Annotated in this window: 12 protein-coding genes and 1 pseudogene; 7 read left to right on the forward strand and 6 right to left on the reverse strand. The window is 69.1% G+C overall.

The window, feature by feature from the left end:
* Positions 1 to 41: 41 nt before the first annotated feature.
* Genes ACODR1_RS03695 through ACODR1_RS03705 form a run of 3 tightly spaced genes read left to right on the forward strand, consistent with a single transcriptional unit; the run spans position 42 to position 3820 of the window.
* The gene (locus ACODR1_RS03695) at positions 42 to 2390 is read left to right on the forward strand and encodes a membrane-bound PQQ-dependent dehydrogenase, glucose/quinate/shikimate family (protein ID WP_488879245.1); all 2349 of its coding nucleotides are present in this window, start codon (positions 42 to 44) and stop codon (positions 2388 to 2390) included.
* Positions 2391 to 2393: 3 nt separating this feature from the next.
* Entirely contained in the window at positions 2394 to 3113 is a 720-nt protein-coding gene (locus tag ACODR1_RS03700; protein ID WP_488879246.1) for a cytochrome c oxidase assembly protein, read from the forward strand.
* On the forward strand, positions 3110 to 3820 hold the full coding sequence (locus tag ACODR1_RS03705) for a cytochrome b (RefSeq protein ID WP_488879247.1): 711 nt from the start codon (positions 3110 to 3112) through the stop codon (positions 3818 to 3820). Before ACODR1_RS03700 ends, ACODR1_RS03705 begins: the two co-directional genes overlap by 4 nt.
* 16 nt (positions 3821 to 3836) lie before the next feature.
* Here ACODR1_RS03705 and ACODR1_RS03710 read toward each other — a convergent pair.
* A pseudogene (locus tag ACODR1_RS03710) lies at positions 3837 to 4292 on the reverse strand (c-type cytochrome); the annotation flags it as partial.
* A gap of 210 nt (positions 4293 to 4502) precedes the next feature.
* Between ACODR1_RS03710 and ACODR1_RS03715 the strand changes: the two are divergent.
* From ACODR1_RS03715 to ACODR1_RS03725, 3 genes are read left to right on the forward strand one after another with little or no spacing between them, the layout of a single operon-like run.
* Positions 4503 to 4859: a c-type cytochrome gene (locus tag ACODR1_RS03715; protein WP_488879248.1), complete on the forward strand. Its 357-nt coding sequence runs from the start codon at positions 4503 to 4505 to the stop codon at positions 4857 to 4859.
* Positions 4849 to 5814 (forward strand): cytochrome c oxidase subunit II, encoded by a 966-nt coding sequence (gene coxB, locus ACODR1_RS03720; protein ID WP_488879249.1) that lies wholly within the window; start codon positions 4849 to 4851, stop codon positions 5812 to 5814. Before ACODR1_RS03715 ends, coxB begins: the two co-directional genes overlap by 11 nt.
* A complete protein-coding gene (locus ACODR1_RS03725; RefSeq protein WP_488879250.1) occupies positions 5811 to 8354 on the forward strand; it encodes a cbb3-type cytochrome c oxidase subunit I in 2544 nt (847 codons plus the stop codon). The genes coxB and ACODR1_RS03725 overlap by 4 nt, the downstream gene beginning before the upstream one ends.
* A 313-nt stretch (positions 8355 to 8667) precedes the next feature.
* Here ACODR1_RS03725 and ACODR1_RS03730 read toward each other — a convergent pair whose 3' ends face one another.
* From ACODR1_RS03730 to ACODR1_RS03750, 5 genes are all read right to left on the reverse strand, one after another.
* Positions 8668 to 9117: a hypothetical protein gene (locus tag ACODR1_RS03730; RefSeq protein WP_334348967.1), complete on the reverse strand. Its 450-nt coding sequence runs from the start codon at positions 9115 to 9117 to the stop codon at positions 8668 to 8670.
* Positions 9117 to 9932 (reverse strand): TIGR02587 family membrane protein, encoded by an 816-nt coding sequence (locus tag ACODR1_RS03735; protein WP_334348968.1) that lies wholly within the window; start codon positions 9930 to 9932, stop codon positions 9117 to 9119. The genes ACODR1_RS03730 and ACODR1_RS03735 overlap by 1 nt, the downstream gene beginning before the upstream one ends.
* A 128-nt stretch (positions 9933 to 10060) precedes the next feature.
* The gene (locus ACODR1_RS03740; protein WP_334348969.1) at positions 10061 to 10234 is read right to left on the reverse strand and encodes a hypothetical protein; all 174 of its coding nucleotides are present in this window, start codon (positions 10232 to 10234) and stop codon (positions 10061 to 10063) included.
* Between the two features lie 118 nt (positions 10235 to 10352).
* Complete coding sequence (locus ACODR1_RS03745) at positions 10353 to 10544, reverse strand: hypothetical protein (protein WP_488879251.1); 192 nt, start codon at positions 10542 to 10544, stop codon at positions 10353 to 10355.
* Between the two features lie 93 nt (positions 10545 to 10637).
* On the reverse strand, positions 10638 to 11129 hold the full coding sequence (locus ACODR1_RS03750) for a MarR family winged helix-turn-helix transcriptional regulator (protein ID WP_488879252.1): 492 nt from the start codon (positions 11127 to 11129) through the stop codon (positions 10638 to 10640).
* A 205-nt stretch (positions 11130 to 11334) separates the two neighbouring features.
* Here ACODR1_RS03750 and ACODR1_RS03755 point away from each other — a divergent pair, with 205 nt between their 5' ends.
* Complete coding sequence (locus ACODR1_RS03755; RefSeq protein WP_488879253.1) at positions 11335 to 13038, forward strand: response regulator; 1704 nt, start codon at positions 11335 to 11337, stop codon at positions 13036 to 13038.
* The last annotated feature ends 29 nt before the right edge of the window (positions 13039 to 13067 follow it).

A 13067-nucleotide genomic window follows, 5' to 3' on the forward strand; every position in this document is an offset into this window, starting at 1 on the left:
CCCCGCCGGTGTTGTCGCACCGAGCTTCGGTGGAGAGATGCATGTCGGTCTTGGTTCGCCTGCTGGGCGCTCTCCTGGTTCTGATCGGTCTGGTGCTGGGCGTCGGCGGCGCCTGGCTCGCCGTCCTGGGCGGGTCGCCCTATTACGTCCTGGCCGGGATCGGCCTGCTGATCGCGGGCGTGCTGGTCGCTCGACTGAAGCCGGCCGGCGCGATCGTCTACTTCGTCATCTTTGCGCTGACCGTTGTCTGGGCGCTCTGGGAGACGGGGCTGGACGGCTGGGCGCTCGTGCCGCGTCTGGTCGCGCCGCTGGTGATCCTGCTGCTGGTCGTGCTGTCGCTGCCGGTGCTGACGCGGAGGGGAAGCAAGCCGATGCTGGCTGGCCTCACCGCGTTTGTCGTACTGGTCAGCGCAGGCGGCGCGATCGTCGCGGCGGCCAATCGCCCGACGCCGGCCAAGCCGCTGCCTGCGGCGCTCGCCGGACCCGGCGCTGCGACGGGCGCCGACTGGATCGCCTATGGCGGCTCGCAAGACGCCCAGCGCTTCTCGGCCGCCGCCCAGATCACCAAGGCCAATGTCGGCAAGCTCGAGCGCGTCTGGACCTTCCGCACCGGCGACATGCCCGAGAAGTTCGGCGCCGAGACCACCCCGCTGAAGATCGGCGACAGCGTCTATCTGTGCTCGGCGATGAACAAGCTGTTCGCGCTGGACGCTCGCGACGGCAAGCAGCGCTGGGCCTATGATCCCAAGGTCTCCAAGGACGCTATCCCCTATACGGCCGCGTGCCGGGGCGTGACCTACTTCGTCCAGCCTGGCGCTGCGCCGGACGCCGCCTGCGCCGCACGGATCATCGAGGGCACGCTGGACGGCCGGCTGATCGCCGTCGACGCCCGCAACGGAAAGCCTTGTGCGGGCTTTGGCCAAGGCGGCCAGGTCGACATCAAGATCGGCATGGGCCAGGTCGTGCCCGGCATGGTGTCGATCACCTCTGCGCCGACCATCGTGCGCGGGATCATCGTCACAGGCCACCAGGTGCTGGACGGCCAGAAGCGCTGGGCGCCGTCGGGCGTCATCCAGGGCTACGACGCCGTCACCGGCCAGATGCGCTTTGCCTGGGACATGATGGCCCCCGACATCACCGGCCTGCCGCCGCAGGGACGCACCTACACGCCCGGCACGCCGAACATGTGGACCACGGCCACCGGCGACGACGCCCTGGGCCTGGTCTACCTGCCCATGGGCAATTCGGCCGCCGACTACTACAGCTCGCTGCGCCGCCCGGCGGAGAAGGAATGGTCCTCGGCCCTGGTGGCGCTGGACGTGGCCACCGGCAAGCCGCGCTGGAAGTTCCAGACCGCCCATAACGACGTCTGGGACTATGACCTGGGCTCGCAGGGCACGCTGGTCGACTTCCCCACGGCGGGCGGCCCCGTGCCGGCGATCATCCTGCCCAGCAAGCAGGGCGAGATCTACATCCTCGACCGGCGCACCGGCCGCCCGCTGACGGGTGTCGAGGAGCGCGCGGTTCCCGGCGGCGGCGTCGAGCCGGCCGAGCGGGCCAAGACCCAGCCGTTCTCGCTCTATCACAGCCTGGCCAAGCCCCGGCTGACCGAGAAGGACATGTGGGGCATGTCGCCGATCGACCAGATGATCTGCCGCATCCAGTTCAAGCGCGCCGTCTACAACGGCCCCTACACCCCGCCGCAGGCCAAGGCCCGCTGGATCCAGTATCCCGGCTATAACGGCGGCTCGGACTGGGGCGGGATCGCGCTGGACCCGCGCCGCGGCGTGATCGTCGCCAACTACAACGACATGCCCAACTACAACCAGCTGGTGCCGCGCGCCGTGGCCGACGCCAAGGGCTGGTTCCCGCGCGGCGATCCGCGCGAGAAGACCAAGGCAGGTGGAGCCGAAGGCGCTGGCGATCCGCAGACGGGCGTTCCCTACGCCATCGACGTCAACGCCGGCTGGCGGATGCCCGGTACGGGAATGCTGTGCAAGCGCCCGCCCTATGGCGGCATCCGCGCCATCGACCTGAAGAGCGGCGCCACGCTATGGGACCGTCCGTTCGGCACGGCGCGGCGCAACGGCCCCTTCGGCATTCCGTCGATGCTGCCGATCGACATCGGCACGCCCAACAACGGCGGCTCGGCGGTCACCGCCGGCGGCCTGATCTTCATCGCCGCGGCGACCGACAACCTGTTCCGTGCCGTAGACGTGGAAACCGGCAAGACGGTGTGGAGCGACGTGCTGCCGGCCGGCGGCCAGGCCAATCCGATGGTCTATGAGCAGGACGGCCGCCAGTACGTGGTGATCATGGCCGGCGGGCATCACTTCATGGAGACGCCCGAGGGCGACTACCTGATCGCCTACGCCCTGCCGAAGGGCTGAACCATGGAGACCTGGACGCCTTACTGCGGCGCCGGCCCCTCGCCCGCCGAGATCTGGGGCCGGTGGAACCTCGACCCGCTGCTGCTCGGCGCGCTGGCCTTGACGTCCGCATGGCTTTGGGTCGCCGCGCCGACCAGGCGCGGCTTGGCCTTCGCGGCCATGGCGATATTGCTGGTCAGCTTCGTATCGCCCCTCTGCGCGCTCAGTTCGGCGCTGTTCTCGGCCCGCACGGCGCACCACGTGCTGTTGACCAGCCTCGCCGCGCCATTGATGGTTTGGGCGCTGCCCCGCTCCCGCATCTCGCGGAGCCTTGCGGCCGCGACGCTCGTCTTCGCCGGGGCCTTCTGGCTGTGGCATGTCCCGGCGCTCTACGAGGCGGCGCTGTCGAACCATGGCGTCTACTGGCTGATGCAAGCCAGCATGCTGGCGTCGGCGATGATGTTCTGGCGTGCGGCCCGGGCCGCTCCGGCCCCGGCCGCCGTCGCCGCACTGCTGGCGACCACCGTGCAAATGGGCCTGCTGGGCGCCCTGCTGACCTTCATGCCGCGCGCGCTCTACACGCCGCACGCCCTGACAACTGCGTCCTGGGGCTTGTCGCCGCTCGACGACCAGCAGCTGGCGGGCCTCGTCATGTGGATCCCGGCGGCCGGCGTCTACCTTGCCGCGGCGCTCGCCCTGCTCGGCCGGCTGCTGCGTAGCGCCTCGGGCTTTGCAGCCCGATGATAGACCGCCTGATCGAGAACATCTTCGAATGGGCCGCCGGCCATGCCGATGAGGGACGCTATTCGCCGGTGGCCATCGTCTTTCACTGGACCATGGCCGGGCTCGTCGCCTTCCAGCTCGGCTGGGGCTGGTGGATGGGCCTCGCGGCGCCCGGCGCCCAGATGCAGGCGGCCTACGAACTGCACTACCTGATCGGCGTGCTGATGCTCGTTCTGGTGCTGGGTCGTGTCGGCTGGCGGCTGTTCGCCCCGGCCGTCATCAACGACGCCGACAAGCCTGGCTGGGAGAGCACGGCGGCCCATATCACCCACTACGTCTTCTACACCTGCCTGTTCGGCCTGCCGCTGACGGGCTGGGCCATGGTGTCCGCGACCAGCCGCGACACCGAGCTGACCCTACTGAACCTGACGCCCTGGCCTCTGCTGCCGCTGGGCGAGCTGTCGCATGCGACGCTCTGGACGATCGAGGCCGTCGCCGAGTGGCTGCATTGGGGCCTCGCGCTCAGCCTTGTCGCCATGATCCCTATCCATGTCGGCGCCGCATTGAAGCACCACCTCATCGATCGCGACGACGTCCTTCACGGGATGCTGCCGATCCTGCCGCAGCAGCCTCGACGGCGGACGCGCTGGCAGCGCCGCTGGCGGGCGCTGGAAAAGCGGGTCGCGTCTCTAGCCAAGCCGCTAAGGCGGCGACTTCGTCCTCGCTGAGCTTGCTCGCTATCGCGGCCATCACCCCGCGAGGATCATTGCGGCGTACCGCGCGCCTCCAGCGAGCGAATTGGTCGGCGGTATAGGCCGCGGGTTGTCCGGCCAAGGCCGGCTGGGCCGCGCCTACACCCTGCCCCTCGGCTCCATGGCAGGCGGCGCAGGGCGCGAGACCACGCACCGGATCGCCTCCCGCCCAGAGCGCTGGCGGCGACCTGTTGGGGGTGTCACCGCCCGCCGTCGGCAAGCTCGCATAGTAGGCCGCAACGGCGCGGCGAGCCCTGTCGTCGAGCGGCTTGGCGATCTGACCCATCACCTTGTCCGGGCGGATGCTCGAGGCGTAGTCCTCCATCTGCTTTTGCAGGTAGCCGGCCTCGAGGCCGGCCAGGCGGGGGACCGAGACGCCGTCGCCCATGCCGTCGAGGCCGTGGCAGGAGAAGCAGGCGTGTGCCGCTCCGCCGGCGCCGCCGCTCATCGCGATGGTCCGTCCATCGACGCTGAGCAGGGCGTCGGTCCGGGGTGGCGCTCGGTCGCAGGCGCTGAGCGCGGCGAGCGCGAGAAGGGAGAAAGCGAAACGGCCCACTCCGCCTAAACCCTGCGGAACCGCGACCGTTCCGACGGGTTGAGCCTTCGGGTTTTCGAAGGGGCCTTGGTGATCGGTGGAACCAGGACAGCGAGCGCGGCGATGATCGGCCTGGCCGGGGCGACGCTGGTCGCCTGCGCGGACAAGGCCGTTCCCTCGCTCCAACTGGCCGGCGCGGATCCCGCCCAGGGCCTGCGTCTGATCGAGGCCGAGGGCTGCGGCGCCTGTCATCGCATTCCCGGCGTGCAGTGGCCGCGCGGCGCCGTCGGCGGATCCCTGGACAGCCTGCAGGCCCGGGCGATGATCGCCGGCCGCTTTCCCAACCGCCCCGATGTGCTGGTCGCCTGGCTTCGTGACGCGCCGGCCATGGCCCCCGACACCGCCATGCCCGCCTCTGGACTAACCGAGGATCAAGCCCGCGACGTCGCGGCCTATCTCTACTCGCTCGATGCAGACTGACGCGCCGCCCGCACACGAGAGCCTGAAGGGTTGGCCCCCGCCGGCGCTGGATCCAGCCGGGCCGTTCGCCGCGCCGTTGAACAGCCTGACCTGGGGCCTCCTGGCCATGACCGCCGCCGTGCTGGCGATCGTGGTCGTCGCCCTGGCCGTCGCGCTCTTCGCACCACGGGCCTGGCGCAAGCGCCTGGGCGGCGAGCGTCTCGTCTGGATCGCCGGGATCGCCTTTCCCGTCGTGGTGTTGAGCGCACTGCTGATCTGGGGCCTTTCGCTGACCCATCGCCTCAGCGAGCCGCCCCACCCCGGAGAACTGCGCGTTCGCGTCACCGGCGAGATGTGGTGGTGGCGGGTCGGCTATCTCGACGCGGCCGGCCGCGAGGCCTTCCAGGACGCCAACGAGATCCATATCCCCGCCGGTCGGCCCGTGGCGCTGGAACTGGAGTCGACGGACGTCATCCATAGCCTCTGGATCCCGCGGCTGAACGGCAAGCTCGACATGATCCCTGGCCGCCGCAACATCCTGCGCATCCAGGCTGACCAGCCCGGCGAGTACGGCGCCCAGTGCGCTGAGTTCTGCGGCGGTCCGCACGCCCTGATGGCCCTGGTCGTCGTCGCCCACGCACCGGCCGACTACGAGACCTGGAAAGCTAGGCAAGCCACGCCTGCCGTCGCTTCGCCGGCCCATGTCGCCGGCAAGGCGGTGTTCGACCGCGCCGGCTGCGGCGCCTGCCACGCCATTCGGGGAACCGACGCCAACGGCCTGGCCGGCCCGGACCTGACCCATGTCGGCTCCCGCCGAACCCTCGGGGCCGGCGTGCTCCCCAACAACCAGGGAACCCTGGCCGGCTGGATCGGCGACAGCCAGGCGATCAAGCCCGGCAACCGCATGCCGGCCTATCCGGTATTGAGCGGCCAGGAACTGCGCGACGTTTCCGCCTATCTGGAAAGCCTGAAGTGAGCGGCCCTCCCGAGCCGTCGGAGACCGGCTTCGACACCGCCCTCTACGAGCGCTTCCCGACCAAGGGACGGCGACCGAAGGGCGAGCTTGAGCAGTTGGAGGCGATCTGGTGCGCGCCCCGGCGGTGGGAGTGGATCACCGTCATCAACAACAACTATGTCGGCGTCTATTATGTCGGCGCGGCCATGCTGTTCTTCGTGCTGGCCGGGGTGTTGGCGCTCCTGATGCGCACCCAGCTGGCCCTGCCGATGCAGGGCGTGCTGGCCCAGGAGACCTACAACCAGATCTTCACCATGCACGGCACGGTGATGATGTTCCTGTTCGCGGTGCCGGCGGTCGAAGCGCTGGGCGTGCTGCTGCTGCCGCAGATGCTGGGCGCGCGTGACCTGCCCTTTCCGCGCCTGTCGGCCTACGCCTTCTGGGCCTATCTGATCGGCGGTCTGGCGTTCTTCTGCTCGCTGTTCTTCGGCCTGGCGCCGAACGGCGGCTGGTTCATGTATCCGCCGCTGACCTCGACCACCTATTCGCCGGGGATCAACGCCGACTTCTGGCTGCTGGGCATCGGCTTCATCGAGATTTCGGCCATCGCCGGGGCGATCGAGATTATCGTCGGGGTCCTCAAGACCCGGGCGCCGGGCATGACGCTGGACAAGCTGCCGGTCTTCGCCTGGGCCATGCTGGTCTTCGCCGGCATGATCATCATCGCCTTCCCGTCAGTGATCCTGGCCACCACCCTGCTGGAGCTGGAGCGCGCTCTGGGCTGGCCGTTCTTCGACGCCGCGCGCGGCGGCGATCCGATGCTGTGGCAGCACCTCTTCTGGTTCTTCGGCCACCCCGAGGTCTACATCATCTTCCTGCCGGCGGCCGGGGCGATGTCGACCATCGTGCCCGCCGTGGCCCGCACGCCGCTGGTCGGGCACTGGCTGGTGGTGCTGGCCTTTCTGGCCACGGGCTTCATCAGCTTCGGGGTCTGGGCCCACCACATGTTCACTACCGGCCTGCCGGGCGTGTCGGTCGGAATGTTCTCGGCCGCCTCGATGGCCGTCAGCCTGCCGGCGGGCGTGCAGGTGTTTTCCTGGATCGCCACGGTCGCCTCCGGCCGGATGAAGTTCAATGCGCCGGGGCTCTTCGTGCTCGGCTCGCTGCTGATCTTCGTGATGGGCGGGCTGACGGGCGTGATGGCGGCCATGGTCCCCTTCGACTGGCAGGCCCACGACACCTACTTCATCGTCGCCCACCTGCATTACGTGCTGATCGGCGGCATGGTCTTTCCGCTGTTCGCGGCGATCTACTACTGGACGCCGATGGTCTCGGCCCGGCCCTTGAGCGAGCGCCTGGGCCGCTGGACCTTCGGGTTGATGTTCGCCGGCATGCACCTGGCCTTCCTGCCCATGCACCTGACCGGCCTCATGGGGATGCCCAGGCGCGTCTACACCTATGCCGCCGGCCGCGACTGGGAGTGGCCGAACCTCATCTCCAGCATCGGCGCCTTCGTCTTCGCCGCAGGCGTGTTGATCTGGCTGATCGACATGATCCGCAACTTCCGCCCCTTGGGCTCCAGCGAGGCCGGCAACGTCTACGACGGCGGCGGACTCGAATGGCTGCCGGCGGGCCTCTACTCGACGCGCAGCATCCCGGTGGTCAGATCGCTCTATCCGCTCTGGGACCAGAAGAACCTCGCCCGCGACGTCGCCGCCGGACGCTACTTCCTGCCCGGCGCGCCCACGGGCGGCCGCGAGACCCTGGTGACCAGCCCGGTCAACGCCGAGCCCCAGCATCTGCTGCGCATGCCTGTCCCCTCGGGCTGGCACGTCTGGGCTGCGGTGTTCACCGCCGGCTTCTTCCTGCTGCTGACCGTGCAGGCCTACGCCGCCTCTGTGCTCAGCGGCGTGCTGGCCATCGTCTGCGTGCTGCGATGGTGCTGGTTCCTCGACCATCCCCTGCCGCAGCGAGCGGTCGATGTGGGCGCTGGGATCGAGCTGCCGACCTACGCCAGCGGACCGTCGAGCACCGGCTGGTGGGCCATGGTCGTGACCCTGGTGGTCGGCGGCATGGTGCTGGCCATGTCGGTGTTCTCCTACGTCTTCCTCTGGAGCCGAAATCCCGACGCCTGGCGTCCACCGCCGGACGTCGCCTCGCTGGCCGTCGCGACGGCATCAGCCATCGGCGGCGGCGCCCTGGCCCTGCTGGCCAGACGCCAGCTCGCGCGCCCTTGGCTCGCCACCGCCATGGTCCTGGTCGGGGGCGCCCTGCTGATGCTGGCCTTCGGCGTCGACCTATCGTCCTGGCGCTCGACCGGGCTGTCGCCCCAGGCCAGCGCCCAGGGCGCGATCGTCCACGCCATTCTGGCCTGGCAGGGCTTTTTCGTCGCCGTCGCGGCGATCATGGCGCTCTATGTGCTGCTGCGACGCCTCTACGGCTATGTGGGCCCTGACCGGCCAGCGACCATCGAACTGGTCGGCCTGTTCCTGGCCTACACCGCCGGCCAGGGCCTCGTAGGGCTCGGCGTCACGCGCCTCTTTCCCGCAGGCCTCACGTGAACACCTGGCTTTCCCTGCTGGGCGGTCTGGTGCTCTGGGCGGCGCATTTCCTGGCCGCCTATGCGATCGCCAGTCTGGCCGACATATCCCCATACGAACACCAGGCGCCGCTGACCTGGCTTCTCGCGGGCCTGACGCTCGCCTGTGTCCTGGCGGCAGTCGCCTTGGCCGTTCGAGCCTGGCGGGCCTCCCGCCGCCCCGGTCTCGGCGGAGTGTTCGTACCGCGCCTGTCGGCCCTGGCGTCGACCCTCGCCGCCATCGCCATCGTTTGGCAATCAGCGCCATTCCTCTGCGTCACTAGCGTTCAACGCCGTCAGGACGCGTCGGCGAAACCCGTCGCGCGCAGCATCAGCTCGCCTGCCCTCGGATCCTTCTCGAAGACCAGACCGCCCGACGCCTTGGAGCCCTCGGCGACATAGTCGATCGTGAAGCCCGAGGTCTGCTGCGCGCCCTCGCTCGACAGCACGCCTTCGATCTGGACCTGGGCGGCCGGCTCTCCGCCGTGATTGAAAGCCTCCACCTGCGCGACATAGCCGTGAGCCGTGGGCGTGACCTCGACCAGATTCACCTCGATGGCCGGCGGCCCCTTGGCGCCGAACACGGCGTCCCAGGCCGTGAAGCCGATGGCCGTGGCGGCCAGCACCAGCCCCACGGCCGCCGAGGCCCATTCCAGGGCCGGCGTTTCCTTCGCCGGCGTCGGCTTGGGCGAGGCCTTCGCCCTGGAGGCTGGCGATCGACTTACGGTTTTGGGCTTCTGGGCCATCAGACCACCAGGCGCGCGGTGGCCGCGCCGATGGCGGCGGGAAAGCCAAGGACGACGGTCATGGTGGCGATTTCGTGGGCGGCGACCCCATCGGTGCGCCCGAAGGTCCAGAGCAGATAGAGGCTCATCAGCAGGGCGACCCCGTAGCCGGGGCAGGTGAAGGCCACGAAGGTGCGGCGAAAGTCGCCGGCCTGCCGACGGCGCGTCTCGCCAGGAAAGCCGAGCTGGTAGACGAAGACGTGCAGCAGCAGGATGGAGATCGCCACCAGGGCCAGGGTGGCCCACGGCCCCATCTGGTAGGCGATCAGCACCATCTCCTCGGTCGGAGCGACGTTGAAGGCCAGGAACGCCGCCCCCACCGCCATCAGGAAAAGCTCGCTGAGCGGGCCAGCGCGTTCCTTCTCCCGCGCGCCGGGTCCTCGCTCGCCCAACTGCTTGCCGGCCAGAAGCGCGCCTACGGCTGCGGGCGCGGCGCACAGCGCGATCTTGCCAAGGCCGGCCTGGGTGAGGATGTCGTCGCGCCGCAGCACGCCGAAGACGGTCAGCAAGACCGCTGCCAGCAGGAAGCCGACGCCGAAGGCGGCCAAGGCGTCCAGGACCTCGTCCTTCAGCCGAAAGGTCGGTTCGAAGCCGGCGTAGTAGGACAGACCGATCAGCATCGGCAGGGTCAGCAGCAGAAACACCAGCAGGCGCCAGCGCTCCACCGCCATGCCCAGCGACCACATCTCCATGGTCATCAGCAGCGGAAAAGAAAACAGCAGGGCCCCGCCGAAGGCACGGCTCAGGGCTCGGGCATAACCCGCGTTCGCATCCAAGGCGCTGTCCTCCAGCTCTCGCCGTGCCAACGGTCAGGCTTGCAGCCGGTTCCTCGAAGGCCGGTTCACCTGGTGCGCCTCCAGCGCTCCGACGGCCAGGCGACACCTGGTTGGCGTGGAGATTCCCTTCACCGCCGGTGGCCCCACTGCTGGTGCGTGAAGAAAGCGATGGTCGCCACGCCCGCGGCGACGACCAGGGCGTCCTCGACGAGACCGCTGGGCGTCTGGCCGAACTTCGCCATCGCCTGCTTGCGTCCCGCCAGCGTCAGATAGGCCAGCGGGGCGGCGGTGGCGATCGCCACGCCCGCTCCGGCCCTCTAGCGACCGCGCGGCGCCAGGGCAGCGCCGGCGATGCCGGCGTTGGCGATCCGGGCCAGCAGGACCAGGAACACCGTACGGTCGGGGGCGGTCTTCATCTTGTCACCCAGCAGCTCGCCGACCCCCCATGGCCAGGGCGCCGAACTTGAACAGCGGGTGATCGAGCAGGACGAGCTTGCCGGGCGTCGAGCGGCCGGCCAGGGGGGCCAAGGCGATGGTGGCCATCGGGGTCATCGACCGGGCGCTGGCGACGGCGCCAATGAGGGCGGAGGGGATCGGGGCGGTATTGGTCATGTCGGCTGAACACGTCAGACGCCGCCCGGTTCAGAGCCGTCGGCGGCTGCAACCGTTATACCCGCGCTACAAGGTCGTTGACCTGCCGGGCGCTTAGTCTCGAAGGGCTGTCAGCAGCGCCTCGTTCATGGCCTGCAGCTCGCTGCGCAAGGCGGCGATTTGAGGCTCTGTCAACGGCAACTGGCGCACGACGGAGCGCCGCGCCTCCAGAGCCTTCTCGCGCAGGGCCCAACCCTGCGGCGTCAGATCGACCCAAACCCTGCGTTCGTCCACATCATCACGCGAGCGGACGAGCAGGCCCTTGCTTTCCATACGCTTGACGAGCGGGGTGACGGCCCCGGTGTCCATGCACAGGATTCGCCGAAGGTCGCCCATCGCCGCCCGCCCGCTCTCCTGCCAGAGCGAGATCAGAACGAGGTACTGCGGGTGAGTGAGGCCGAGCGGCGCGAGCATCTGGCGATAGAGCCTCGTCACCAGGCTGTCTGATGTCTGCAGCGCCAGACAGAGCTGCTGATCGACGCGCAATTCGTCGAACGCGCCGTCGGAACCCATCGGGCCCCTGGTGACAGGATCTTTCTGCGCCATATGTCAGGTTCTAGACCAACTTCGCCTAGACATCAAAAAGGTCTGCCGGAGTAGAAAATATCGACATCGATATAATCGACTCTTAAGCACCTGCGTGTGAACTAGGACGATGAGCTCGCGCGCATCCTCGTCGTCCCTGCAGGCGCCACCCCCGCAAAACCATGTCCTCTTGGTCCGTCCATCCGAAGGCGGGGGCCGCGCAGGCGTGTCGACAATCGTCATTGCTCAGGGTCTTCGCTATTGGCTGTTAGCCGCGTGGGCCTTGTTGCTCGGCGTGTGCTGCGACGCTTACCTCGCCTTTGGCTGGTTCACCGCCTGCTGCGTCCTGGGGCTGGTGCGGGGGCGCATCGAGCGCGCTCTCACGCGAAGCGCCCGGGTCAGCGTCGGCGCCGAGCTCACCGTGATCGCCACCCTGACCTCGGCGGCCTGGGCTTTGGCCCCGCTGTTGGCGTGGCGAACCCATGGCCCCTGGTCATTGGTCGCGACCATCACGTTCCTGTTCGCCGGGGTCCTCCTGGTCGCGACCCAGTTTCGGCATCTCCCCAGGCGCGCCCTGATTGTCGCGACCCCTTATCTGGTGGTGCTGGCCTATGTGCTCGCAACCGCGCGCAGCGAGCCTGGGCGTTGGGCGCTACTGGCGGCCGCGGGCGTGGCGGGCTCGGCGATCCTCACCAAGGCGTTCTTCGGGCGCGTCCACAAGGCGCAGATCGACGCCTTCCAGGCCGAGCAGGCGCGCTTGATCGCCGCGCTTGAGATCGCTCGCGACGAGGCGACCGCCGCCAGCGACGCCAAGTCGGCGTTCATGGCCGTCATCAGCCACGAACTGCGCACGCCCATGAACGGGGTGCTGGGGGCGGCGCAACTCTTGCGCAACGGCGCCTTGGACGCGCCGGCGCAGGAACTGGTCGCGGTTATCGACGAGCAGGGCCGCACCCTGGCCCGCCTCCTGGACGACATACTGGATTTCGCGCGCATCGAGGCGGGCAAGCTGGAGGTCTCGCTCGTCGATGTCGAGCTTGCGCCGCTCGTTCGCCGCATCACGGCCCTTTGGAGGCCCCGGGCGCAGGAGAAAGGCCTTAGCCTCGAGGTGGCGTTCGCCCCGGATCTCCCTGACGCTTTGCTCTGCGACCCGATCCGCCTGGGCCAGATGCTTCATAATCTGCTCTCCAACGCGGTGAAGTTCACCCAAGCCGGCGGCGTCAGCGTCACTGTCGAGGCGGTCCCATCGCAAGGATCCGAGCGCCTTTGGATCACGGTCGCCGACACCGGTCCGGGTGTGACGGGCGCTGGCCAGGCCCGTCTTTTCCAGGCCTTCAGCCAGGTCGACAGCTCCAGCACGCGCCGCCACGGCGGCGCGGGCCTTGGCCTTGCGATCTCCCGCCGTGTGGCCGGCCTGCTTGGCGGCGATCTTCGTCTTGAGCCGAGCCAGGCGGGCTCACGGTTCGTCATCGATCTGCCGCTGGTGCGTCGCGCAGCGCCCGAGATCCTCGCCCAGGCCGAGGCGCCAGATCCAGCCTCCACCGCGCGCCGGGTCCTGGTCGTCGAGGATCACCCAGCCAATCAGCGCATCCTCGCCGCCTGGCTCGAGGGCCTTGGGCACCTGTGCGTCTTGGCCGAGAACGGCGCCGAAGGCCTGGCGGCTGTCCGTCAAGGCGGATTCGACCTGGTCCTCATGGACGTCAACATGCCGGTCATGGACGGCTTGGAGGCCGTCCGAGCCATACGCTGCGAGGGGTTCTGCGTGCCCATCGTGATGCTCAGCGCCAGCGCTGGGGAAGCCGACCGCGCGGCGGGCGTACAGGCGGGGGCGGACGGCTACATGGCCAAGCCAGTGCAGTTTGCCGCGCTCCACGCGGTGATGAGTCGCCTTGGCTCGAATGCTCAGGTTCCCGACGCCGGAGCGGCATGATGCGCCAGCGTTTTGCACGGCTGCGGCGA

This window comes from Caulobacter sp. FG7, from assembly GCF_057808875.1.

What these genes read in the sequence shown, in the direction of transcription:
- ACODR1_RS03695 (WP_488879245.1), top strand. Translation starts at nt 42, where the DNA reads ATGTCGGTCTTGGTTCGCCTGCTGGGCGCTCTCCTGGTTCTGATCGGT.
- ACODR1_RS03745 (WP_488879251.1), bottom strand. Translation starts at nt 10,544, where the DNA reads ATGACCAATACCGCCCCGATCCCCTCCGCCCTCATTGGCGCCGTCGCC.
- ACODR1_RS03700 (WP_488879246.1), top strand. Translation starts at nt 2,394, where the DNA reads ATGGAGACCTGGACGCCTTACTGCGGCGCCGGCCCCTCGCCCGCCGAG.
- ACODR1_RS03705 (WP_488879247.1), top strand. Translation starts at nt 3,110, where the DNA reads ATGATAGACCGCCTGATCGAGAACATCTTCGAATGGGCCGCCGGCCAT.
- ACODR1_RS03715 (WP_488879248.1), top strand. Translation starts at nt 4,503, where the DNA reads ATGATCGGCCTGGCCGGGGCGACGCTGGTCGCCTGCGCGGACAAGGCC.
- coxB (WP_488879249.1), top strand. Translation starts at nt 4,849, where the DNA reads ATGCAGACTGACGCGCCGCCCGCACACGAGAGCCTGAAGGGTTGGCCC.
- ACODR1_RS03750 (WP_488879252.1), bottom strand. Translation starts at nt 11,129, where the DNA reads ATGGCGCAGAAAGATCCTGTCACCAGGGGCCCGATGGGTTCCGACGGC.
- ACODR1_RS03730 (WP_334348967.1), bottom strand. Translation starts at nt 9,117, where the DNA reads ATGGCCCAGAAGCCCAAAACCGTAAGTCGATCGCCAGCCTCCAGGGCG.